This is a genomic window from Paenibacillus sp. MT124, from assembly GCF_058792755.1.
In genome coordinates this window covers 1,304,907-1,329,979 of the sequence record NZ_CM179500.1, presented here as the reverse complement: position 1 = coordinate 1,329,979, position 25,073 = coordinate 1,304,907, and the positions used below count along the sequence as shown (strand labels likewise).

The 25,073-nt window shown below is 44.6% G+C and carries 22 protein-coding genes; 2 read left to right on the top strand and 20 right to left on the bottom strand.

The window, feature by feature from the left end:
* Positions 1 to 15 precede the first annotated feature (15 nt).
* The 18 genes from AC3RCI_RS06100 to AC3RCI_RS06015 all read right to left on the bottom strand — a co-directional run bounded on the left by AC3RCI_RS06100 (position 16) and on the right by AC3RCI_RS06015 (position 18,871).
* A complete protein-coding gene (locus AC3RCI_RS06100; protein ID WP_336781120.1) occupies positions 16 to 1,347 on the bottom strand; it encodes a UDP-glucose dehydrogenase family protein in 1,332 nt (443 codons plus the stop codon).
* A complete protein-coding gene (locus AC3RCI_RS06095) occupies positions 1,344 to 2,738 on the bottom strand; it encodes a sugar phosphate nucleotidyltransferase (protein ID WP_492528022.1) in 1,395 nt (464 codons plus the stop codon). Before AC3RCI_RS06095 ends, AC3RCI_RS06100 begins: the two co-directional genes overlap by 4 nt.
* A gap of 60 nt (positions 2,739 to 2,798) precedes the next feature.
* On the bottom strand, positions 2,799 to 3,800 hold the full coding sequence (locus AC3RCI_RS06090; RefSeq protein ID WP_336781122.1) for a polysaccharide pyruvyl transferase family protein: 1,002 nt from the start codon (positions 3,798 to 3,800) through the stop codon (positions 2,799 to 2,801).
* Entirely contained in the window at positions 3,766 to 5,151 is a 1,386-nt protein-coding gene (locus tag AC3RCI_RS06085) for an oligosaccharide flippase family protein (protein ID WP_154892642.1), read from the bottom strand. Before AC3RCI_RS06085 ends, AC3RCI_RS06090 begins: the two co-directional genes overlap by 35 nt.
* Complete coding sequence (locus AC3RCI_RS06080) at positions 5,151 to 6,047, bottom strand: glycosyltransferase (protein WP_492528020.1); 897 nt, start codon at positions 6,045 to 6,047, stop codon at positions 5,151 to 5,153. Before AC3RCI_RS06080 ends, AC3RCI_RS06085 begins: the two co-directional genes overlap by 1 nt.
* Positions 6,044 to 7,246 carry a glycosyltransferase family 4 protein gene (locus tag AC3RCI_RS06075; RefSeq protein WP_492528018.1) on the bottom strand — a complete coding sequence of 401 codons (1,203 nt, stop codon included), beginning with the start codon at positions 7,244 to 7,246 and terminating at the stop codon, positions 6,044 to 6,046. Before AC3RCI_RS06075 ends, AC3RCI_RS06080 begins: the two co-directional genes overlap by 4 nt.
* Positions 7,247 to 7,288: 42 nt before the next feature.
* A complete protein-coding gene (locus AC3RCI_RS06070) occupies positions 7,289 to 8,434 on the bottom strand; it encodes a glycosyltransferase family 4 protein (RefSeq protein WP_492528016.1) in 1,146 nt (381 codons plus the stop codon).
* Positions 8,435 to 8,473: 39 nt separating this feature from the next.
* Positions 8,474 to 9,556: a glycosyltransferase family 4 protein gene (locus tag AC3RCI_RS06065; protein ID WP_164764236.1), complete on the bottom strand. Its 1,083-nt coding sequence runs from the start codon at positions 9,554 to 9,556 to the stop codon at positions 8,474 to 8,476.
* Complete coding sequence (locus AC3RCI_RS06060) at positions 9,549 to 10,712, bottom strand: glycosyltransferase (RefSeq protein ID WP_492528014.1); 1,164 nt, start codon at positions 10,710 to 10,712, stop codon at positions 9,549 to 9,551. The genes AC3RCI_RS06065 and AC3RCI_RS06060 overlap by 8 nt, the downstream gene beginning before the upstream one ends.
* Positions 10,709 to 12,013 (bottom strand): O-antigen ligase family protein, encoded by a 1,305-nt coding sequence (locus AC3RCI_RS06055; RefSeq protein WP_492528012.1) that lies wholly within the window; start codon positions 12,011 to 12,013, stop codon positions 10,709 to 10,711. Before AC3RCI_RS06055 ends, AC3RCI_RS06060 begins: the two co-directional genes overlap by 4 nt.
* Position 12,014: 1 nt before the next feature.
* A complete protein-coding gene (locus AC3RCI_RS06050) occupies positions 12,015 to 13,208 on the bottom strand; it encodes a glycosyltransferase family 4 protein (RefSeq protein WP_492528010.1) in 1,194 nt (397 codons plus the stop codon).
* Positions 13,209 to 13,233: 25 nt separating this feature from the next.
* Positions 13,234 to 14,196 (bottom strand): UDP-glucuronic acid decarboxylase family protein, encoded by a 963-nt coding sequence (locus AC3RCI_RS06045; RefSeq protein WP_095360706.1) that lies wholly within the window; start codon positions 14,194 to 14,196, stop codon positions 13,234 to 13,236.
* A 19-nt stretch (positions 14,197 to 14,215) separates the two neighbouring features.
* On the bottom strand, positions 14,216 to 14,887 hold the full coding sequence (locus tag AC3RCI_RS06040; RefSeq protein WP_246058283.1) for a sugar transferase: 672 nt from the start codon (positions 14,885 to 14,887) through the stop codon (positions 14,216 to 14,218).
* Entirely contained in the window at positions 14,884 to 15,792 is a 909-nt protein-coding gene (galU, locus tag AC3RCI_RS06035) for a UTP--glucose-1-phosphate uridylyltransferase GalU (RefSeq protein ID WP_127538123.1), read from the bottom strand. The genes AC3RCI_RS06040 and galU overlap by 4 nt, the downstream gene beginning before the upstream one ends.
* Before the next feature lie 255 nt (positions 15,793 to 16,047).
* Positions 16,048 to 16,731, bottom strand: a complete 684-nt coding sequence (locus AC3RCI_RS06030; protein ID WP_154892647.1) for a polysaccharide biosynthesis tyrosine autokinase — start codon at positions 16,729 to 16,731, stop codon at positions 16,048 to 16,050.
* On the bottom strand, positions 16,712 to 17,461 hold the full coding sequence (locus tag AC3RCI_RS06025; RefSeq protein ID WP_095360709.1) for a YveK family protein: 750 nt from the start codon (positions 17,459 to 17,461) through the stop codon (positions 16,712 to 16,714). Before AC3RCI_RS06025 ends, AC3RCI_RS06030 begins: the two co-directional genes overlap by 20 nt.
* 57 nt (positions 17,462 to 17,518) lie before the next feature.
* On the bottom strand, positions 17,519 to 18,283 hold the full coding sequence (locus AC3RCI_RS06020) for a tyrosine-protein phosphatase (protein ID WP_336781129.1): 765 nt from the start codon (positions 18,281 to 18,283) through the stop codon (positions 17,519 to 17,521).
* 153 nt (positions 18,284 to 18,436) lie between these two features.
* Positions 18,437 to 18,871: a hypothetical protein gene (locus tag AC3RCI_RS06015; RefSeq protein ID WP_336781130.1), complete on the bottom strand. Its 435-nt coding sequence runs from the start codon at positions 18,869 to 18,871 to the stop codon at positions 18,437 to 18,439.
* A 333-nt stretch (positions 18,872 to 19,204) separates the two neighbouring features.
* Between AC3RCI_RS06015 and AC3RCI_RS06010 the strand changes: the two genes are divergently transcribed.
* On the top strand, positions 19,205 to 19,573 hold the full coding sequence (locus AC3RCI_RS06010; protein ID WP_095360712.1) for a helix-turn-helix domain-containing protein: 369 nt from the start codon (positions 19,205 to 19,207) through the stop codon (positions 19,571 to 19,573).
* 102 nt (positions 19,574 to 19,675) lie between these two features.
* On the opposite strand, the gene AC3RCI_RS06005 is transcribed toward AC3RCI_RS06010, so the two are convergent.
* Both AC3RCI_RS06005 and gltB read right to left on the bottom strand, forming a co-directional pair.
* Positions 19,676 to 19,828, bottom strand: a complete 153-nt coding sequence (locus AC3RCI_RS06005) for a hypothetical protein (protein WP_153977277.1) — start codon at positions 19,826 to 19,828, stop codon at positions 19,676 to 19,678.
* Between the two features lie 226 nt (positions 19,829 to 20,054).
* Positions 20,055 to 24,653 carry a glutamate synthase large subunit gene (gltB, locus tag AC3RCI_RS06000; protein ID WP_492528008.1) on the bottom strand — a complete coding sequence of 1,533 codons (4,599 nt, stop codon included), beginning with the start codon at positions 24,651 to 24,653 and terminating at the stop codon, positions 20,055 to 20,057.
* Here gltB and AC3RCI_RS05995 point away from each other — a divergent pair.
* Entirely contained in the window at positions 24,645 to 24,848 is a 204-nt protein-coding gene (locus AC3RCI_RS05995; protein WP_127538119.1) for a hypothetical protein, read from the top strand. The genes gltB and AC3RCI_RS05995 overlap by 9 nt on opposite strands.
* Positions 24,849 to 25,073: the final 225 nt, after the last annotated feature.

The following is a 25,073-nucleotide window of genomic DNA, read 5'->3' as shown; positions in this document are numbered from 1 at the left end:
ATGATGATCTTCCGTTTAGATGATTGCTGCCGCTTTGCCTTCAGCGTGGTTAAGCCCAGGACGACCTATAGAATAATACTGGAATCCGGAGGCTTTAATCTGTTCCTTGTTGTACACGTTACGTCCGTCAATCATGATCGCTTCATTCATCATGCTTGCAAGCTCCTTCAGATTCATTTGGGAGAACTCCTTCCACTCGGTCAGCACGCAAAGGGCATCGGCTCCCTTAGCTGCATGAAGGGGGTTTTCTTCCCAAACAATCGAGGCGGCATCAACTTCTCTGCGGAAGTTAGTTGTGGCAATCGGATCATACGCCTTAACAATAGCCCCGGCCTCCATCAAATACCTAATAATATCAATAGCTGGTGCGTCCCTGACATCATCTGTATCAGGCTTAAAAGCAAGACCCCAGATAGCAATGGTTCTACCACTAAGGGTTCCAAAAATTTCCTCAAGCTTGCGAATCACATTGAAACGTTGATCCTGATTCACCTGAACTACGGATTTCAATAATCTGAAATCATAATCCACTTGGCCTGCAATCTGAATCAGTGCCTGTGTATCTTTCGGGAAACAGGAACCACCATAGCCAATGCCAGCTTTCAGGAATGAGGAACCAATCCGTTTATCATACCCCATGCCTTCCGCTACACGTGTAACATCTGCGCCAACCTTCTCACATATATTCGAGATTTCGTTAATAAATGATATTTTCGTTGCGAGGAATGCATTGGACGCGTACTTAATCATCTCTGCCGACCGAATGTCCGTAATGATCAAGTTTTCGGTTAATGGGCGGTGAAGTTTCTTGAGCGCTTGAATCGCTCGTTCACTGTCCGTACCAATCACGATACGATCCGGGTTCAGTGTATCCTTAACAGCCGAACCTTCCCGTAAAAATTCAGGTACCGAAGCCACATCAAATGGTTGAGTGGAGATACTCTGGATGAGCTCTCTTACGCGATCATTAGTGCCCACAGGCACTGTGCTCTTGGTCACAACAATTTTATAGCTCTCCAGATGGGTACCAATCTCGATTGCCACTTGCTCAACAAATCCCAGATTGGCCTCGCCGTTTGGTAAAGAGGGGGTTCCGACTGCGATAAAAATAATATCGGATTCACGAATAGCCTCTGCGATATCGGACGTGAAGGATAATTTGCCTGCCCGTTTGTTGGCAACCATGAGTTCCTGGAGTCCAGGCTCGTAAATGGGTACTTCCCCTGCGTTCAGCATTTCAACCTTGTCCTGATTGTTATCTACACAGATGACCCGATTGCCGAGTTCAGAAAAGCAAACTCCCGATACAAGACCTACATACCCTGTTCCAATTACCGCAATATTCATCTTGTTTTCCCCCAGTTCACACAATTTTGGATGATGTCCGCCCATTCCATTTCAATTCTTACAATATCCTCTTCGATCAACTCGCTACCCATCTGAACTTCAATAATTTCAAGTTCCGTGATAGCTCTTACACTATGTTTTCCGCCAGACGGAATTGAAATGGTATCGCCCTGATTAATCCGTTTTATATCACCGTTGAGAATCAATTCACCTTGCCCGGAAACGACTGTCCACACTTCGTTTCGTTTCAGATGGTACTGGTAAGATAAATTTTTACCGGCCCCAATAATAATGCGTTTGGTGAGTACCTCTTCCCCCTGAGCATTCCGTGTATAATCAAGAACTTTATAACAGCCCCAGCGGCGTTCTTCATACATGGGACGTTCCGTACTATCTTTAAGAAGTTCTTTAATTTGTGGGCTTGACTCTTTCTCGCTGACCAAGATACCATCCGGGCTCGTAGCAACAATCACGTTTGAAACGCCCAGTACGCATACCGGGATATTCAACTCATTGACCAGATGTGTGTTTACTGAACTATCTGTAACGACTCCCTTGCCCACAATGTTAGTGCTCATCTCATCCGTCAGCGTATTCCACGTCCCCAAGTCTTTCCAGTATCCATCGTAAGGTGTAACGACAATCTGAGATGCTTTTTCCACGACTTGATAGTCGAAACTGATTTTCTCCAGTCTGCTATATTGCTTAAGCATCTCTTCATACTGGATGGGCAGCTCAAGCTTGATCAGCAGATTAATCAGATAATTCAGCTTGAACGCAAAAACCCCGCAATTCCAAAGGGCAGATTGCTCGATCATCTCTGCCGCTTCAGCCTCGCGAGGTTTTTCTTGAAAACGGGATACCTTGGCGTAATCTATAGGTTCATCCCTCGTTGCTAATCGTTGTTCTGGTACAATATAACCGTACTTTTCAGAAGGGTACGTAGGCTGTACGCCAATCAAAGCCAATTCAGCACCCGAAATTTCTAACACCTGTTCTAGCTCGGTAACCTTGTAAAAGAAAGATTCCTCCACATATGGGTCTACCGGAAGTATAGCTACCGTTTCATTCAGCCCTACCCCTTGCACCGAATAGAGATATACAGCCGTCAGAGCAATAGCCGGGAAGGTATCCCTGCGTTCTGGCTCAACAACCAGATCCACTTCTTCTCCCAGTTGACTGCGTAAAATTTCCACTTGAGGCTTACTCGTAGCAATCGTCACCTGTTCACTCAACCCCGTTTGCTGCAGCTGCCGCCATACACGCTGTACCATTGATTCCGATTGCCCTTGAGGTCCTTCAAGCACCTTGAGGAACTGCTTCGAACGTGTATCATTGGATAAGGGCCATAACCTTTTGCCTGATCCTCCAGAAAGTAGCACGATTCGCAATATGATCACTCCACTCTATATTTTTCAAAAAACGGATGCTCCTTGAAATGGATGTGCAGGCTAAACAGACACGGTTGACTCCATGTAATTATGATCGATCGTTGGACTTTTCTTAGCAGAAGATAAATCCAATGTTGCTGTGTTGACCTGGTGGGTCCATATTCGATAATATCCGGAGTTTTTCCCGTATGAATTATCGATTAGAAGATTGGGCTTCGCCATCAAACAGGACAAGATATGTCCATGCAATCTCGAAGAATGAATCATCTCATATTCACTGAAACAACGAATTGCTTTGTTGACCAGATAATCACTGTAATTCATCCAGATCTTCTGAAGCAGCCGTCTGCCTCTTCCTTTCCGAAGTCCAAGCCCTAGCCAATACACCAGTTTGCGCTCGTAGCGATTATACAGAGTAGGCCAATCCAGAAAATCCCCTTGCTGATCTGCAGCCATATGAGAAGGTTCTGCTGCTTTTTCGATATCTGTTCTATAAAAATTCAATCGTTCTTTGCGCGGAGAGCTATTTCTCTCGATCGGCCACAATTGATGTGCCATATCTGGTATCAATGAAACGTGGCACCCTTTAAAGTTCTCCGTTGCGATCTGATAAGAGGGTTCATCTCGTACAAACAGATGAAGATCGGAATGTTGGCTGAATACTTCAGCCGTTTTTCGCAGAGCTGTTTCTTCCTTGAAGAAGATCGTTTGAGGAAGAATAATGATCCGATGCTCGGGATATTTTCGTATGATGTTTTCTCTGAGACGTTGGTGGGCTTCGTATAAATCACCAAAATTCCCACCACCATGAAGGACAATAATATGGTCTTTCGGGATTACCGTTTGTTCATTGAAATCGTGAACACTGTAACGTTCAGCAACTTTTATTCGATAGTCTTTGAAAAAGGCTTCCGTTCCTTTCATGATCAACAGATCGCCGCAATTGCTATGCACAGGATAATCAATATAGTAGATTTTGGACTCGGGAGGCATGATCTCCAAGATCTGCTCAAGCTTCTTCTTCAACTCATCCATGCGATGAGTCCTTTGCAAGTTTGGCATCTTTTCCGGCTCCTTTGAGTATATTTTTCTCTCTTAAGCGATCCTTCAGAAATGAAATATCTGCTCGGTCATAGAGCATTTTGCGAATCGGCATTTTAAAAATGACAGATATGGATATGAGAGACATCAGAATGCGTACAAATGAGCCCAGTAACAGGGCGAGGCCAATCCCAAACAGTCCGAACAACGGAGTTAACACAAAAAACAAGGTAATCGTCACACCAAGTGCAATAACCTGACGTAAAACAATTACGCCTGGTCGACCCAGTGCATTAAAAGCCGAAGCCAGAATCCATGATCCCCCGCCTACAATGCATTCAAGAGAAAGCAGATAAAAGGTGCTGCTTGCCTGGAGAAATTCAGGTCCAAATAGTAAGCCAATAAAAAAACGACCAATCAGCATACTGGGTATGATGATGATCGTCATAAGAACCATACTGATTCGAAAAGCTCTTCCTACGAGTGTCAGTACTTTCTCCTGTTCCATTCCTGCAACTTTGGGAAAGATCACATTCGTGATTGCCATCTGTACTACATTGAACATGCGGGACAGCGCATAAACCACAGAATATAATCCAAAATCCATCGGTGTTAAAAGCGCCAAAATAATAATTTTGTCGAATTGGTTATACAACGTGCCTAACAACTCTACTCCATACACTCGAATGCCGTAACTAAACAGGTGAATGCAGGTTTTGAATTGAGAGACTAATTGATTGATCGAACCGAAAATCTGTTGCCGCATCATGAACATGTAACCAAGCAGAACCAGAATATTGGCTGCAAAACTGATCATGATGGCTTTCTCCACAGTTAATAACCCTGCAGCCCATAATGCAACAAGTCCAAACAAATTAAAAAGAGGTGCAAGCAGTCGGGACAGATTATAAATATGGAACTTTTCCGTACCTTGAGCTGATGCCGCAAGCACTCCCATAAGTAATAGAACCGGGACCATGGAGACCGTATACCAGCGTGCAATGGTAACTACGGATTCAGAGTATCCTGAGAGCCATAAGGGAATACCAAACCAACTAATTATGCCAGCAATTAAACTAATGGGAAGCTGAACGGCAAAACTCATGCTGATGTATGTCGGCAATTGATCACTGTGTTTTTTAACATTGTAGATGAGTGAAGTCGGCAACCCGAGAGCTGCAAGTCCTGATATAAATGCAGGCCAGAACAGCACAGCGGCAAGCTCGCCTTTGCCCGTAGCCCCAAACATGCGGGCTGTCACAATGGACGTGAGTGTTGTAACACCCATAATAAGAATATTGGCAAAACTGGTCATAAGAATGTTTTGAATCATGCTGTAGTCACGTCTGTTTTTGGCAACGGCCATATTCATTAGGCGTTCAATCCTCTGCCATTACGGAAGGAACCGACAATTGTTCCGTTCCGGTATGATATTTTTACAAGTTGGCTCATGACTTTCTGAACATTATTCATGCACAGGAGAATAAGTAAACCAGCCTGTGCGATTCGTGCAACATGTTTGAATAACCCCCAACTGCTCTTGTTATACCTTGTGGCATCACTAATTCCCTGCCAATACATCCGCCTTAACAACCAGCGCTTGTTAAGCCGGCTTTTGGAGATTTTATGTTCAACAGAACCGTATGGTGTGTAATAAATCTTGTATTTTTCCCGAATTCGGCTGATCAGTTCACTCTCTTCACTTGAGAGTAAGTTGTTTCCAACTCGGCCCAGGTCTTCTCGAAAAGGTTCAATGTTGTCGAATACGCTCTTCCGGAAAGAAACATTCGCACCAAAAGGGAAGTATGGAGGCTTCATCTCCACAATATGATCAGAGAAGTCCATCAGCGTATACAGCCCGATAATTTCTTCCGGAATCCAGTCCGGCTTCCCGCCTTCCCATATCGGGTCAATTTTCCCCCCAACACAACCTATCGCTGCATCGCGCTCAAATACATTGATGACTTCTTGAATCCAGCAAGAGGAGGCTAAGGCGTCGTCATCAAGAAATAGAATAAACTCCCCTTTTGCCTCTCTTATCGCACGATTTCGGGCATAAGATAATCCCAATTGGCTTTCCATTATATATCGCACTTGCGCCGGCCACAGCGATTCATGAAATAATTCTTTGGTGTTATCTTTGGAATTATTATCAATAACCAAAACTTCAAATTCAAAATTGCAGCTCTCTTGCGCCAATACGCTCTGGACCGCTTCAACCGTATCCTTAGCTCTATTATGCGTACATATGGCTACTGAAGCTTTCATAATTCCACCTCTATGCTTTGTTTTCTTTTAAGTCCCGTAGTGATACTTCCGGTTTTGTTCAGATAATCCTCATAGCTTTCTATATATTTAAGGGACATCTTCCTCCAGTCATTTAAAAGGGCAACTTTCCTGGAGGACTTTCCCATTTCCGCCAAATGACTTGGATCTTGAATGAGATCATTCAGAACATTGGCCAATTTTGTTATATCGTTTGGATCATCCAATACAACTCCAGGAGGCACATTTCCTTTGGACCCTTCTATGATTTCAGTTACACCCGATTCTTCCGTGATAACAACCGCTATCCCCGAAGCAAGAGCTTCCAATACAACCAAGCTACAGGCCTCATAACGGGAAGGAAAAATGAAGAGATCCACATTGCGCATGATATGTCCCATGTCCCTTCGATATCCCAAAAAATGAACCCGATCCTCAATTTCCAAATCTTTTGCCATTTGAGGGTAGATACTCCCTTGAGTGGAGCCAGCGACAACAAGTGATAATTGTGGGACCGATACCATTGACTTCAATACCGTATCGAGGTTCTTACGCGGATTGCCTATGTCACCTGCAAACAGACCTACAATCTGGTTTGATCCAAGATCCATTTTCGTCTTGTTAGCCGGTTCACTGGGATAGAATTCACGCACATCTACTCCATTATTAATAACCTGCACTTTTTCTTGATGAATACCAAGCTTAACCAATTCCTTTTTCACTTTCTCAGAGACAGCAATGATTCTTCCACTTGTGCGAAAAGCATGCCGTTCAAGATAGGCATTTATTAACGTATACAAACCGAAGTACCAACGTTTAAGTGAACGATGAACACGGAAACTATGTACGGGGGATTTGATCCATGTACTATGAACAAAATGGACCGCATTTATATCCCCTCTAGCCCAGGTGATAAAACCATTAACCATCACAAGATCGACCCGTTTTTCCTTTCTCAGCTTTCGAATATGAGCTGCACTCTCAAATGCAAATATCTGATAGCGCAACAGCTGCGGCAGCTTCAGGGATGGGAATACTTTGATCCATGTGGCGTTTTTATTCTCAAGCAACTCGGGGTCAACTTCGTTGGAAATCATTATGACTTCATGACCCTGTTTCAGAGATTCTACAATAACCTCGTAGTTGACTCTGCCTTGGCCTTCTCCTTTAACCACCCTGTGGGTAACGATACATATTCTCATCCTTAATCCTCCTAAGTTACGAGATGAAGATTGTGGATTTAATTAGGCTAGTTGTTTCAGCAACTGTCCTCGGTGTGACCACAGACAATGATTAACAACCCACTCATAACCGTTATCTCCCATGGTCTTTGCCAATCCTTCGTCCATTAATAACTCTTGAATCCGATCTGCGATCTCCTTCTCGTTCAAAGGATCAACAAGATAGCCTGTTATCCGATCCTTTACTGCATCAGGAATTCCGCCGCTATTACCGGCAATGACGGGCAATCTGTAATAATTGGCTTCAAGGAACACGATGCCAAAGCCTTCAACGTCGCCCTTTTCCTTAATATCACGGCTGGGCATAATGAATATATCCGAGCATTCATATAACTGATGAAGCTCCTGATCAGTTATGCCACCAGTGAAGACAACTATCGAATCTAGACCATACATGTTGACAAGGCGTTCTAATTCACCTCGATAAGGACCATCACCACATATCAGATATTTAAGATTCGGGATATGTTTCATGACTTGGCGGATTGCTTTGAGTGTGACATCATGCCCTTTGCGCTCCACTAAACGAGAGACAGTAATCATCACTTTCTTCCCATGCAGATCATACTTGTCTCGAACATCCTCCACGGATTCGACTGCACCACTTAACTTACTCACATTCAGACCCGGAGGGATGATCACGATCTGATGTTCATGTATTCCCAGTTCTATCAACCTGGATTTGGTATACTGACTATTCGCTATCACCTTGTCAGACCGTTTAAGAATCATCATTAAGAGTGGAAATAGCCTGCTATTTACCATCCCCATAACATCGAGACCGTGTACGTAGGGGAAATATTTCACTCCAAAGAATGCTTTCATGAATGGCCCGGCAATCCCTACCGGAAACACATTAACAAAGTGAATCTCACTCGTCTTTCTACGCCATTTCAGAATAATAAGCTGTAATATTAAAATAAATTGCGATAGGATTAGCAGAACCTTGTTGGAGTTCCAGTAGATTCGCTTCCGAATGATCTCAAAGTCAGCTTTCCGGTCAAACTGATTCGATTCCACCGTATCTTTGATTTTATTGGTTACAACCGTAACCTCTTCTGAAGGAATCTGAGAGATAAGCCCATAGGCATAATCATGAATTCCTCCTTTTTCTGGCGGAAAATCAATTGCGACAAAAACTTTAGTCATACGATTTATCTCCCTTGAAAGACCATATCGGTTCAATATTTACACTGTGCTCATAATGATATTCACCGTGTCTTTTGCACATTTGTTCCAGGAAAATAGACCTGAATGATGTTTGCCTTTATACGACAATTGCTGGCTTAAATCTGGATCTGATGTAATTTCAATTAACCGTGAAGCGGCTTCTTTGGGATGGTTAGGATCAAAGTACAGAACTGCATCCCCGCATACTTCAGGAATGGAAGCACGAGAAGATACAATGACTGGACAGCCTGTTGCCATTGCTTCCAGCGGCGGCAAACCGAAACCTTCGTATAAAGATGGAAAAATAAAACCGGCAGCTTCTTCATATAGTGCCTTTAGTTCTTCATCCGTAACATAGCCCACCCAATTCACTGCATCCGATTCAGTCCATGCTTGTTCGCCAAAAACCTTGCTGTTTTTGGACCCGACAATAACTACGTTCAGATGATGAGCCTCAATCTCGGGCAATACATCAAAAATCAAATTGAAATTTTTATAAGGATTCATCGTGCTAACTGCCAGAATATACGGTGATTTAATCCCATATTTTTCTTTTGTACCTGCTGCAGCCTTTTTCCGATGAATATGATCGATGCCCAGATGAGTGACAGCCAGCTTGTGCTCTGCTATTTTACAGTGCTGCATGAGCTCTCCCTTGGAAAAGTGAGATACCGTGATGATTTTTTTTGAGGTTTTGCCCAGACGAACCATCAGGAATTTGTACCAGGAGCGGAATGCAAATGAGAATGCGTTAGGATAATTGAAAACGGCAGCATCATGAATGGTTACGATCTGATTCTTGTTAAAAGCCGGCCCCGTGTTACATAGATTAATCAAGAGACCATTCTTCGCGTGAAAAGGCAGCTCCAGCTGTTCCCACAGGTGTCCCTTTAGTTTACCGACCACTTTGTGACGAACGTGCTTGAAATCTGGCTGGGTAACTATGTTGGAGGGTGACAATAAACAAAACTCGTACTGGGAAGAATCGATTTCTCCCTTTTCAATCATTGCATCTATTTCTTTTACAAGTTCCAGTGCATATCGCTGTACTCCAGTAATCGTTTGGGTAAGAAACCGGGCATTAATATATATTTTAGTCATGTACATCTCCAGCTCTCTTAGAAAGTTCAAAATGATCCGATACAGAGGCTTCTTGGGCCACATGGCCTGCATGGGCATGGTGATAGAGATTCACAATCTCCTCGTTCATTCGTTCCGCATGAAACTTATTCTTATACAAGACATATCCCGCTTCACCCATCTTCTTCAACTCATCCTTGTTAAGGTTTTTGAGAATGTGCAGCAGTTCATGAGAATGTTCGATGTCAAATAAATATCCACTATCTCCGTGCTCAACCAGTTCTGGCAGAGCTCCGCGCCGGCTTGCAATAACGGGTTTTCGGTTCTTCATGGCCTCTACAGCGACCAGTCCAAACCCTTCCCAGCGAGAGGGCATGATTACTGCATCACACTGTTGATAATAGCGATCAATATCTGCATTGTTTACCCAACCCAAACGGATAACATTGTCCGGAAAGCTCCATTCATTCTGTTCCAGCACACTATCCCCAATAACATATAAACGGAGATAACGCTGTAATTCAGGATTTTCATTTAATATTTGTAACAGCAGGTCCAACCCTTTCTGCCGATCATATCTGCCTACAAACAATAACTGAACCATTTCTGAATCACGATCTAATTCGCTTATTGAATTCACACCATTGTCTTCACGTTCACGTACACCGTTATACACCAACTTGGATTTGGAGGCGGGTAAACCCAATTTTATGGAACTTTCCAGCTCGTGCTTAGAGATATTAATTATTACATCTGTTCTATAGGCCATAATCCTCTCGATGAACGCATATCCCTTCTTGTACAACGGCTTCGTATCCATAAGAAAAGCCCATCCATGAGAACAATAAAAGATGCTGGCTTTTTTGGGTTGAATAAAAAATAAGCTCCTTGCAAGCAATCCTGCAAATGAGCTGTGTATGTGAATAATATCTGGTTGTAATTTGCGAATGGTCTGATGAATTTGCCACATCGCCGATAGAAAATGCTTGGGATGACGCTTGTATTTGTATTGCAAAATATGATCTGACTCCAAATCAAAACTTGTTGCGCTATTATAAGCACTCATTAGCAGATACACGTCAAAATGTTGCCTCTGATATGCAACAACTTCGTTAAGATAGGTCGCCATCCCCCCAACAACGTACTCTCCAATATGCAAAACCTTCAGTGCGCTCACCCCACTTTCTGTGGCTTATCATATTCATGATGAGAACCTATAAGAGCCATACCGATGACAATCCAGAAAAAAATATTGGCTGGAAACATTTCAAGTACATTTGTAGTTAAGCTTGAAGCCGCAATCCCGGCGAGTAGTGCGGTAGCCATCTGTGGCAAACGAATTTTATCAGAAGATGGTAGGATATCCATTTTACGAATAAGCGCCACAGCAAGCATGGTAAACAAGACGACAAAGTATATTAATCCTATCCATCCTGTCTGTTCATAAAAGGAAAAGTATTGATTATCCACGGCAAAGTTATTGGAGTTCAACCCGATCATGTGCGTTCGCCGACTAGCAGCACCAACAGATCCAATACCGTTACCTACCACCCCTTGCATGGACAACGGAGATGTTAATCTGCTTCCCCAGCTATTGAATCGATCAAGCAAGGAAGCGACGGACAGCAGATTATAAGAATCCAACAAGCGGGTACCAACAAATACACCAATGGGCAACAACATAAACGTGATACCAAGTATCAATGTGTTCTTTTTGTTGTACTTTCGGATTTTCAGAATAAACATAAAAATTTGATATACGATCCACAGCACCAAAGCCGACCGAATGGTCGACAGTAACAGGAAGCTAATCGTCAAGATTTGGATACTTATTCGAAACAGGTTGTATTTAACAGCTGCTTTCATGCGCTCTGCAATTAGACCCGTAATTAGTAAGGTATAGGCATAACCATCAGGTGAATAGGTAATGGAAGATAGCCGAGGTACACCTTCCAGATAGTTCTTGATATTTACACCATAAACAAACCCCATCGTTATTAACTTCTCTATGCCTAATGAATACTGAATTAACCATCCTACAATCAACAAAATGAAAACAATAAAGTTCGTTCTGGCAAATGCGTAGAATCCGCCGTATTTAGCGAATAACATACCTGCGAACATCATCATCAAAGGTAAGAATGTTATCTTCAGACCATAGATGAGCGTAACCACACTCGAACCCATGAACAGATTCAAAGAGCCAAGCGCTATGACTGAGCCCATCACAAACAAGAACGGATTTAGAAAGGAGGTTTGTTCTCGATACATTTTGCTCAGTGCAAAAAGAGAAACCAAGATCATACCTACATCTTTCAACGTTCTAATCACGATATTATCCACGTAAATGGATACCAAACCATAAATGGATAAATACACGATCAAAATATGCATGGAAACCAAAAATAGCGAGGATGGGGCATCCGATCTCACCTGAACGAGTGGATGAGATCTGGCATTCAGGGATATCATTTGCATGTTAACCTCCACGCCTGATTAGCTTTTCATAAATATCACTATGTTCTTTAAGAAGGTAATCTTCATTAAAGGACTGGCAGTGCTCGAAGCATTGATTCTTCAACCGTTGTTTCGCTGACTCAGACAGATTGTAATAATGCAGAATGGACTTCGTAATTTCTTCTACACTGTGGGGGGCAAACGAGAATTGTTCGGCATTCAGTAGAATTTCTGGCATCCCTCCCACCCTCGAAGCATAAATAGGTGTGCCCACTTGATAAGATTCAATGACTACTCTGCCAAAGGGCTCATTCCAAGTGGAAGGGACAATAGTCAGGTCCATATCCCTCATCTTCAGGGGAATTTGTGATTTATCCAACTTTCCCATAAATTTAATTCTTGGGTCTGATTCGGATTTTTCCTTTAACTCCCCCACCATTGGACCATCCCCAAAAATGAATAGTTTACCTACAATTTGCTCATTTAGTTTTTTTACCGCTTCAATTAAATATTGAACACCCTTCACTTCCGTCAGTTGCCCAAAATATCCAATTTGCAGAGGCTGATCATGATGTACCTGTTTACTGGCATACAGATTCTGTACCTCTTCATTGTTCTCGACAATATTATGAATCACATGTTTGGAAGAACGCTCAAATAACCCCAGACCTGTATGAGTTCTAAGGATATGTCCTGATATGCCTATGACTGCCGAGATCATCCGGCTATATCTTTTGGAAATTTGTCTATATATTTTGGAGTATGCCTCGATCTTAATGGGTTCAATCAGTGAGAAATCCCGCAACGTATGCACCACAGGAATATGAAGTTCATAAGCTGCCTTCCAGATCGCCAGACTTAGGCCCGGAATGTTCTGAGTATGAATTACCGAGGGCTTAGTCTGCAAAAGATATTGTTTTATATGCTGATACTGCTTCCTATTAAAAATATCCTGAACTCGCCATAGCACTTTATCCGGAGCGGATACTTGTTTGGTTGAATCTCCGATCCAATACCGATTGTTAAACGGTAATCGTAATATCTCAATCCCGTTAATCGTATCTGTAATCACTTCGCCATCCTTATGACTGCCAACAGTCATGACTTTCACGTGATAACTGGGACTCAGCGTCTGTGCGAGGATCTGTGTTGATATCTCTGCCCCGCCAATGACATGCGGAGGATACAAACTGTGGGCAATCAATATTTTATGCACTCATCTCATCTCACTTTGATTAGCTTCATGGAGTTTCCTGCAATGTGGCACGAACATTCTCAATCGTTAACTTCAGTCCTGTTTCCAGTGATATTTCCGGTTCCCAGCCGAGCACGGTACGTGCCTTATCAATCACAGGACGACGAACTTTGGGATCATCCTGAGGCAAAGGCTGGAACACCAGCTTACTGTCGGATTGGGCCAACTTTTTTACCAAATACGCCACTTCAAGGACAGTGTACTCCGTCGGGTTGCCGATATTAATAATCTCTCCATTCGCCTCTTCGGTTTCCATCATTTTTTGCAGACCACGAATATTGTCATCCACATAGCAGAACGAACGGGTTTGAGAGCCATCCCCATAAACGGTGATGTCCTGTCCGGTCAGTGCCTGGGTCACAAAATTGGAGATGACACGGCCATCATCATTCCGCAAACCGGATGAATACGTATTAAATATTCGCGCTACTTTAACGGGAACTCTGTGTTTCGTGTAGTATTCATAACAAAAAACTTCGCCCAAACGTTTGGCCTCATCGTAACAGGCTCTCGGTCCCCATGTGTTTACATTCCCTCGATAACTCTCAGGCTGTGGATGCACTTCAGGATCCCCATAAGCTTCACTTGTACTTGAAAATAGAAACTTTGCTCCCTTGGTTCGGGCCAGCTCAAGCATGTGATAGGTGCCCTGCGTGTTCACCCATATGGTACCGATTGAATCAGCTTGATAGAATTTGGGTGAAGCTGGCGACGCAAGATGGTACACCTCATCCACAGGTTGATCAATCAGAAAATCGAGTGAAGCTGCCAAAGTGACATCCGCTTCTTGAAAGTGGAAAAGGTGGCTGTTCGCCACCTCTTCCAGGTTACTGGACACGCCTGTCGACAGATTATCAATTCCTGTAACCTGATGACCTTGATGAATTAAAGATTTGACCAGGTGGGATCCCAAAAAGCCGGCTGCCCCTGTCACTACAATATGTTTCAATACGTTCACGCTCCGTCCGTCAAAATGTATTGCTTTTAATCATTACCATGGCCGTTCTGAAGATAATTTTAATGTCTAACTGCAGCGAGACGTTGGAGATATAATGGAAATCATATTGCAGATTGTGATGGATGGGCTCTTTGCGAGCTTCACTCACCTGCCATAACCCGGTAATACCTGGTTTCACCAGAAAACGTCTGCGCTCCAAATCGGTGTAGCTTTCTTCTACGATTCGCTTCATTTCAGGTCTAGGACCCACAAAGCTCATATCACCCTTGATAATGTTAAGCAATTGTGGCAGCTCATCCAGACTCGTCTTGCGAAGCAAGCGACCCAGACGGGTGATTCTGGGATCATGACTTGTTGTTGGAGATAAGCCATATTTCGGTGCGTCCGTACGCATCGTTCTAAATTTATAAATATTAAACTTGATTCCGTTTTTTCCGTAACGCTCCTGTTTAAAGATTACAGGTCCTTTGGAATCGAGTTTGATCATTACCGCAATGACAAGCATGATCGGAGATGTGAGCAGTAATAGGAAAGCAGCTACAAAGAAATCGATGAGCGGCTTCATAACGTCGGCGTACCCGCCTACACGTTGGGAGTACGGCTGTTCAAGCAGTTTCCCATGGGCTTCCTTGGCAATGGCCTCTCCGCCGCTTCCATAATATTCTGGTCCCGAGAGATTCACAGACCATCCCCTCCTGCAACAAGCACTTGGTTCAATTTTTCCTTCATTAAGATCTCTTCAATCGCCATTAAGACAGGTGCACGCAGCTCATTATTTTTCAACGCAAAATCTAGCGTAGTCAGGATATATCCTAGTTTCTCGCCCACGTCGAAACGGGAACCTTCGAAATCATACGCGCTGATGCCTTCATCGTGATTAAGCATTTGCAGAGCATCGGTAAGCTGAATTTCACCACCAGCTCCCACATTTTGCTCTTCCAGATACTCGAATACCTTAGGCGTCAAAATGTATCGGCCCATGATTGCGAGATTGGAAGGAGCAGAACCGAGTGGCGGTTTCTCTACCATACTATTTACGGATGAAAGTCTTCCATCGGTATGCAGTGGATCAATAATTCCATAGCGATAGGTTTCACTTGGACTTACCGTTTTCACACCAAGCACCGACTGGTTAACCTTCTCGTATTGTTGAATCAACTGCTTCGTGCACGGTACTTCGGATACGACAATGTCATCGCCAAGCAACACGGCAAAGGGCTCATTGCCGATAAAATTCCGGGCACACCAAACTGCATGCCCCAGTCCCAGGGCTTCCTTCTGCCTTATGTAGTGAATATCAACGTTGGAGGATTTCCGGACTTCTTCCAGCAAACCCAGCTTGCCTTTCTCCAGCAGATTGTGCTCCAATTCAAACGCACTATCGAAATGATCCTCAATTGCACGCTTCCCTTTGCCAGTTACGATAATAATATCCTCAATACCGGAAGCTACCGCTTCCTCCACAATGTATTGAATCGTCGGTTTGTCTACGATAGGGAGCATCTCTTTAGGCATTGCCTTTGTAGCGGGTAAAAATCGGGTCCCCAAACCTGCTGCGGGAATGATTGCTTTCCTCACTTTAGTCATAAATACCACCCTATCCTTCTTATTTTTATGGTTTAAAAGTATGAGTTGAACCACTTAAATCCATGAAACCTTGAAATAAATTGATGCAATTCTTACTTTCAATTTCATAAAGGGGCATTCAACCCAACCTCACGTCACACCCTTGACGATTAACGTCTAAGGTACACTACCCACAGTGTGACCGAGTGCCTACCTTGATAAAGGTGTAGTAGACATGACCTGTCAGTGCTATTTGGGATTTATAACGAAAGTCTCTTAAACATTCTCGACATAGTCAGCATTCCGATTCTTCGGTACCTGTACATTGTTCAGAACTGCTCCGAGAATCCGAGCATTTACATGTTCGAGATGCGCCTTTGCCTTTTTGACCAAGTCTTTCTTCACCTTGCCTGCACTTACGACAAGAAGGACGCCATCGCACAAGGAACTGATAATCAATGCATCCGTCACTGCCAGAACAGGCGGAGTATCAAATAGAATGACATCGTATTCTTCCTTTAGACCCTCCAGCAGGGCTGTCATTTTACGGGAACCCAGCATCTCGGAAGGGTTGGGCGGAATCGGACCGGAAGAGAGAACATGCAGTCCTTCCACATCCGTTTCTCTCAATACTTCCGTCACTTTATATTGACTCGACAATACACTGGTCAGCCCTACATGGTTGGGCACATTAAACATGCGGTGCACGGCAGGTTTGCGCAGGTCCGTATCCATAAGCAGAACCTTTTTCCCTTCCTGTGCATAGGTCACGGCCAAATTCCCAATCGTTGTGGTTTTACCTTCACCCGACAAAGCCGAAGCAATCATGATCGTTTGAATCTGACTATCAATGGATGAAAATTGGATGTTGGTTCTCAGCTTACGATAAGCCTCAGATGAACTGGACTTGGGATTAGCCATTGTTACTAGGCTTCCTTTATCATTGGTTAACCGTGGCATACTGGCCGTCACCTACCTGTTTTTGAGATGTTGTCTGTTTGGAGCTGCGAACTTCTTCCTTTTTAATTTTGGATATGACAGCGAGTGCTGGAATTCCCAGCTCTTTCTCCAATTCATCTTCGGTTTTCAACGTATCATCCAAGTATTCCAAGAGGAATACAAAACCTACTGCCAGCAGAAGTCCTACGAGAAAGCTGATCAGGATATTAACGGTTGGATTTACATTGATGGGTCTGGACGATTCCGTGGGTTTGGCTTCACTTAGAATGGTTACATTATCCACTTTCATAATTACGGGGATTTGGGATTCAAACACTTTGGCAACGGCATTAACTGTTTTGGCCGCTTTTTCCGAGGACAAGCCGGTAGCGGTTAAACTCATAACCTGGGATTCATTCGCTGTGGTTACCGAGATGTTTTGTGCCAGTTGATTGCCGTTCATGCCTAGATCGGGGTATGTAGCAGCTACTTTGTCGAGGATTGCTGAAGATTTGATGATTTCCATATACGAGTTAATCACTTTAATGTTGGTTTGAATGGACCCAATATCCAGACTGGGAACACCCTCTGCGTTATATGCCTGATTGACGATCAATTTTGCGTTCGCCTCATAAATGGGGACGGTAAAAAAATAATTTTTGACACCCGCTCCAATGCAAGCAACAGCAACAAAGGCTACGATGATCCAAATTCGCTTGCGTAAAATTTGCATGTACTCTTTCAGTTCCACCTTGTATTCCTCCCATTCAATTCGGCGATTATGAAGACATTCTATCGATCTGACTGCTTACCAGAACAACAACCTGCGTTTGAGAACCATTGGTTTTTCTTGCTCTATGTCTATACTTTGGTTGTTCCATAACGACCAAGCATTATTTTTTAAGCGTGCAACCAGTTCTTTGCCAAACCTGCGGCCTAGCTGCTCATATGCAGCATTCATAGCAAATGAACGAATATGAATGTCATGAGCGTCTGATGAAATGAAATGAAACGGGTTTTCTTTGCAAAAATGAAAACACCATTTCTGAACTTTTCGTCCGAAAAGTCCTATGATGGACTGGGCTGTGAGCTGAATCAGTGCGCCCTGATGAATGTATTCAACCAATAACCCAGGATTTTTATGGATTAAGTGATTCCTTTCGGGATGAGCAATGATAGGTACGATACCGGCTACTTTAAGTTCATGAAGTATTCCGGTGAACTGCGAGGGAATATAGCCAAAGGGCAATTCCAGCAACATGTAACGACTCCCGGCAAGTGTGCAGCATTTGCCTGCGTGTAAGTCTCGAATCAGAGCTTCGTGAACCCTGATCTCCTGTCCGGGGCGGATCTCCAAGCGAATGTTGCGTTTGCGAAGCTCTGCACGAAGCAGTTCCACGGCCTGATTGACCACAATCGGTTCATTATTGTAATGCCCGTTCAGGTGATGCGGAGTTGCAATGATCGAGGTAACTCCCGAGGCTGCCGCCTTCTGGGCCATGTCGATGGACTGTTCCATGTGAACCGGACCATCATCAAGACCTGATAAAATGTGGCAGTGTATTTCAACCATATCCAAACTTCCTCAATGTATGATCCCCCTCGCCCTTTTATTCATCGCGCAAAATGCTTTTGGTGTTAAAGAACTAATGCATAACGCTATGAAATATAGTAAAATGGCGTTAAGTACATGCTTGTTCAGAAAATGTTTAGAATTTGTGATGCTTCATATGGTAAAATCGATGTAATGATAGGTTTTCTGCAGGTCCGGTTGTTCCACTGCCTTTTCATAGGCAAATCGGGATACCGTAGGAAACTGCACGTCACGAAGCATCTGATTTAACTGTCCAGTTATATATAGTGTCTGCTCTTGCTGAATATGCAGGCTTGAATGATACAATGTAAGTTCGCCGAAGGGCTGTTTCCATTGCAAGCTGGCCTGAAGCCTTAAACATACTTGGCGATCTTCTACATCCAAACCGATCAACATCATTGACGATACCGGTAAAACCAGGTCACTCAGGAAAGTAATCGCTTTTGTATCCATCCCAAGCAAGAGAACGGGACGTCGTTTGCGGTCTACTGTCTTACCCTGAAACTCCTGAATGTACATATGGACATTTAATTCTAGATCGGCCCATTCCTGAATCACTGAATTCATCGTTTCATTCCTTTTAGAATGGATTAACCTCCAAGTGTTGCCATTATTCCTTCTCACAGGTATTTTGCATAGACAATTTGGAGACACTTAAATTATTCCAAATGATACATTTTGTAACTTCCATACGTCCAATTTACGATACAAATTGTATCATGTCAAGCAGTATTTGGACATGGTTCTTTTGATTTACGACAATATGAGATGTCCTTAGACAGACCTATTTGAGATATAGGTCTGTCCAAGCGTCATCATTTTGCAGGAAAGCTGCCCTGATCAAAAAATAGCTCAGGATTGGTTTAATATATTTGACATGGCGTTCAGGGGGAAAAGCGTATGAACTACGGAAATCGCATTGCTGAATTAAGGGAACAGCGGGGACTTACTCAAGAAGAACTTGCGAGCTCCATTCATATTACCAGGGCCGCTCTCTCCCATTATGAGAAGAATCGACGCAAACCGGACTTTGAAGTATTAACCAGGCTTGCTGACATTTTTAATGTATCCATTGATTATCTCATAGGGCGTACGAAGCAGAGCGATGTGGTTATGGATGAGGATGTTCGGGAATTTGTGGACTCGCTTGAATTATCAGATAAGGAAGTGTTGGATCGCTTCGACCTGATGATCGATGGCAAACCCTTAACAGAAGAAGAGGCACGTCGTTTTATTGCTTTTGTCCGAATGGAACGCAGTATGGATTAACTCAACAAAGGAAGACCCAGTCCCGAGTAGTCATCTCTTCGGTTCCTGGGTTTTTTTGCGTCTGAACTCCCTTCAATACATAGTTGTGTATGATCCTGGTTATTAGTGCTCATTGTTGACGGAGGATATGAACTCGTTCCAACGCTCCGGGTCGATTCCGCATTGCAGTAAAACCTTCATGATGTCCATCTCGGTTGCTTCCACTTGTTTACCTGTCGGCTTAAGTTCGCCCCTGTTTGGATTCTTCATATTCATTCCGCTAACCTCTCTTATCTATATATACTTTCTCTGCACTCCAAAACTAGCCTTATTATACTTGAGAAAGTTCCTCAATGTTGTCGTCTCATGGCGATAGCGTTTTTGGTACGGGTTCTAATTTTGTCGAAACACAAATAGGAGCTTTACAGCGCCTCATCGGCAGCCATAAAGCTCCATTAATTCTTCATACAACTCATTCACGCAATTCTGTTAAAAGTGGGACTTAACCTCCCGCACGTGCAAGCTCACGCATATTGGCTTCAAATGCAGCCAGCAAAGCTTCCTCTCCCGTCAAACCTGTCGCCTGAACACGTTCGATCTGCTCTGTCATCCGTTTGAAGTCTTTCGGAATAACCCGAACGAACTGGTTCACAGAATCCTGCCAGTTATCCAGAATACGCTCACCTGCAGCACTGCCTGTATAAGCCACATGACGTTGAATCATGCCGCGCAGGTCTGCACTTTCCGATACATCTTCAATCCGCTCCAAAAGAACCATTTCCAGGTTACAACGCTGCAGGAATGTGCCTTCCGGATCATATACGTAAGCAATACCTCCGGACATCCCGGCTGCAAAGTTACGACCTGTATCGCCAAGAACGACGACACGTCCGCCGGTCATATATTCACAACCGTGGTCACCCACACCCTCGACAACGACTTTTGCACCCGAATTCCGTACGGCAAAACGTTCACCTGCAATCCCGCGAATATAAGCTTCACCACTGGTTGCTCCATACAGAGCCGTGTTACCAATAATGATATTATCCTCGGCATTGAACGTTGCTTTTGGAGAAGGCATAACAATCAGTTTACCTCCGGATAACCCTTTACCAACGTAGTCATTGGAATCCCCTTCAACGGTCAGGGTCATCCCTTTAGGTACAAAGGCCCCGAAGCTTTGTCCGGCAGAGCCGACAAACTTGAATTGAACGGTGTCTTCCGGTAGTCCAGCAAGACCATATTTCCGTGTAATCTCACTACCCAGAATCGTACCTACTGCCCGGTTAACGTTAGTAATCGGAAGAACAGCCTCAACAGGTTGCCCAGATTCGATCGCAGGCTGAGCCAGCGTCAGCAGCTGCTGCATGTCGAGCGTCTCTTCCAATTGATGATTCTGGTGCTGTGTACGATAACGTGCAGAACCTTCCGGCATCTCAGGTACATGCAGCAGCACAGACAGGTCCACACCTTTTTTCTTCCAATGATCTACAGCCTGAACTGTTTCAAGACAGTCTGTACGTCCAACCATTTCCTGAATGGTACGGAAACCAAGGTCAGCCATAATTTCGCGTACATCTTCAGCGACAAAACGCATGAAGTTCACAACGTGAGCCGGATCACCCATATAATTTTTGCGCAGCTCCGGATTTTGCGTTGCCACACCTACCGGACATGTATCCATCTGACAAACACGCATCATGATACATCCCAGAGCCACGAGTGGTGCTGTGGAGAAGCCATACTCCTCCGCTCCAAGCAAGGCAGCAATCGCAAGGTCGCGACCATTCAGCATTTTACCATCCGTTTCCAGAACAACACGATCTCGAAGATTGTTCAGCATCAGCGTTTGATGTGTTTCGGCAAGACCAAGCTCCCAAGGCATACCCGCGTGACGGATCGAGCCTTGTGGAGATGCACCCGTACCGCCGTCGTATCCACTTACGAGGATAATATCGGCACGACCTTTGGCTACACCTGCAGCAATGGTACCTACGCCGACTTCGGAAACCAGCTTCACGTTGATTTCCGCACGTGGATTTGCGTTTTTCAGGTCATAGATCAACTCAGCCAAATCCTCGATAGAGTAAATGTCGTGATGCGGCGGAGGTGAGATCAGACCCACGCCAGGCGTTGAACCACGAACTTCAGCAACCCACGGATATACTTTACGTCCTGGCAGCTGTCCACCTTCACCCGGTTTTGCACCTTGTGCCATTTTGATCTGGATCTCGTCAGCATTCACGAGATAGTTAGACGTAACACCGAAACGTCCGGACGCGACTTGTTTAATGGCACTGCGCCGTGAATCACCGTTGCTATCTTTAATGAAGCGAGCCGGATCCTCCCCGCCTTCACCGGTGTTCGATTTACCACCGACACGGTTCATGGCAATCGCCAAATCTTCATGTGCTTCCTTACTGATGGAACCGAAGGACATCGCACCTGTTTTGAAACGGCACATAATACTCTCAATGGACTCTACTTCCTCCAGCGGAACTGCCGGCCCTGCCGGTTTCAGTTTCAGCATGGAACGAATCGTCAGCAACTGATCATTCTCACCCTGCACCAGTTTGGCATACTTTTTGTACAGGTTGTAATCGCCAGTGCGAACAGCGTGCTGTAACGTATGAATCGTTTGCGGGTTGAACAGATGTTCTTCCCCGTCATTACGCCATTGATATTCACCGCCAGAATCCAGCACTTTGTCATTGCCGTCTTTGTCCGTAAAGGCACGATTATGATGAGTCAGCACCTCTGCTGCCACTTCTTCCAGACCAATACCACCGATCCGGGATGGCGTCCAAGTAAAGTAACGATCAACGAAATCAGACTTCAGGCCAACCGCTTCAAAAATTTGAGCGCCCCGATAGGACTGAATTGTCGAGATTCCCATTTTGGACAATATTTTAATAACACCTTTGGTTGCGGCTTTAATGTAGTTTTTGACAGCTTTCTCATGCGAGATGCCGCGCAGCAGCCCTTGCTGAATCATGTCATCCAGTGTTTCGAATGCCAGATAAGGGTTCACGGCACTTACGCCGTAGCCCAGCAGCAATGCATAGTGATGAATATCACGAGGCTCTGCCGATTCCAGCAAGATGCTGACTTTGGTTCTTGTACCCTGACGGATCAGGTGGTGGTGCAAACCTGCCACTGCAAGCAGTGCAGGAATGGCCGCATTCTCCGCATCCACGCCGCGGTCAGACAAGATCAAGATGTTATGACCTTTGTCGATGACACGGTCCGCTGCTTCGAAGAGCAGATCCATCGCTTTGCGCAGTCCTTCCGCGCCTTCTTTGGCCGTGAAGAAAATCGGGATAGTCATCGAACGGAAGCCTGGACGGCGCACGTGACGAATTTTCGCGAAATCTTCATTGGACAATACCGGTGTATCCAGACGGATCTGGCGACAGCTCTCCGGTTCTGGATTGAGCAAGTTGCGCTCTGGACCAATCGTTGTAGCCGTAGACGTGACGATCTCTTCACGGATGGCATCAATTGGTGGATTGGTTACCTGTGCAAACATTTGTTTAAAGTAGTTATACAAACGCTGCGGACGATCCGACAGCACTGCCAGTGGTGCATCATAACCCATGGAACCCGTAGCTTCCATCCCTGTGGACGCCATTGGCTCCAGCACTTTGCGCAGTTCCTCAAATGTATACCCATAGGCCAGCTGAAGCTGGGTTACGTTATCGTGTTTTGGATCTGGAAGTTCCGGCGCTTCCGGCAGTTCATTCAGATCCATCAAGTGCTCATCGAGCCACTCCTGATACGGATTCTCGGCTGCAATTAGAGCCTTTACTTCCTCATCCGAGATGATGCGTCCTTCTTTTGTATCCACGAGCAGCATGCGACCTGGACGCAGACGATCCTTGTACAGAATATCTTCTGGAGCAATATCCAAGACCCCGACTTCAGAGGACAAAATGATGCGATCGTCTTTCGTTACATAATAACGTGCCGGACGCAGACCGTTACGGTCCAGTGTTGCACCAATCTGCAGACCATCCGTAAAGGCCATTGCTGCCGGCCCGTCCCAAGGCTCCATCATCGTGCTGTGATATTCATAAAATGCTTTTTTGGCCGGATCCATTCCCTCATCCGTGCTCCACGGCTCAGGAACCATCATCATTGCCACGTGTGGCAAGGAACGTCCGCTCAAATACAAGAACTCCAGTGTGTTATCAAACATCGCCGTATCCGAACCGTCCGGGTTAATGATCGGCTTCACTTTGGAGATATCGTTGCCAAACACTTCGCTCTCAAACAGCGATTGACGTGCGTGCATCCAGTTCACGTTACCACGCATCGTATTGATCTCACCGTTGTGGATCATGAAGCGATACGGGTGGGCACGCTCCCAGCTTGGGAATGTATTGGTACTGAAACGGGAGTGTACTAATGCAATCGCCGATTCAACCAGGTCTTCCTGCAAATCGAGATAGAACTGTCCAACCTGCTCGGTAGTCAGCATGCCTTTGTAGACAATTTTACGACAGGACAAGCTTGGCAAGTAGAATGAACCGCCTTCTTTTTCATCAGCCGAATACCGGATCGCCAGCTCAGCACGTCTGCGAATCACATACAGCTTACGCTCGAACGCGAGCTCATCGTTGATATCCGCAGATCTGCCAATGAACACCTGACGCACATAAGGCTTCGCAGCAAGAGCGGAACGACCAAGCATCTCATCAAAGGTCGGCACATCCCGGAAACCGAGGAATGTCTGTCCTTCTTCTTCAATGATTTTCTTCAGGCTTTCTTGGTGAGCATCACGAATCTCAGCATCCTGAGAAAGGAACAGCATCCCCACGCCATACGCTCCCTGCTCTGGCAGCGCAAAACCAAGGCGCTCTGCTTCCTGTGCAAAATAACGATGTGGAATCTGAATCAAAATACCGGCTCCGTCACCGGAATTCGGCTCACTGCCCTGTCCCCCGCGGTGCTCCATATTACTGAGCATGGTCAGTGCCTGACTAACGATATCGTGTGAAGGTACTCCTTTGATGTTGGCAACAAAACCCATTCCGCATGCATCTTTTTCGAACTGTGGGTCATACAAACCCTGTTTAGGAGGTAATCCGATGTGTCTCATGGAACGCAACCTTTCTATAATGAAGTATTTCGGAAAGATCAAGAACATAGGCAACAAGCAACAATGAAACGGGAGGAGCGGGCCTATAGGTTGAGAACCCTGCTGAATAATCGAGGTGACCGCAATCGGGTCATTGGATTTAGAGTACTTCTGCTGCTGGAGAAGAAGTCATTCTTTCGTAGTGCTTCCGGATGAGCCGGTAAAGAGCACATTATAATTACTCGCAGTCGCTGGCACGACCGCTGATATGGAGCGACGTTTTTTGATATAGTTCTATTATTTTAACACCGACCTAACATCAGCGCAATTTAAACTTTTTAATACCTCTGATAAGAAATGTTTTGCAGTACAGCTTTAGTGTAATGACGTTTAAATTCATCTCTTTTTCGAATAATTATACACATTTTAAGACAGAGTACA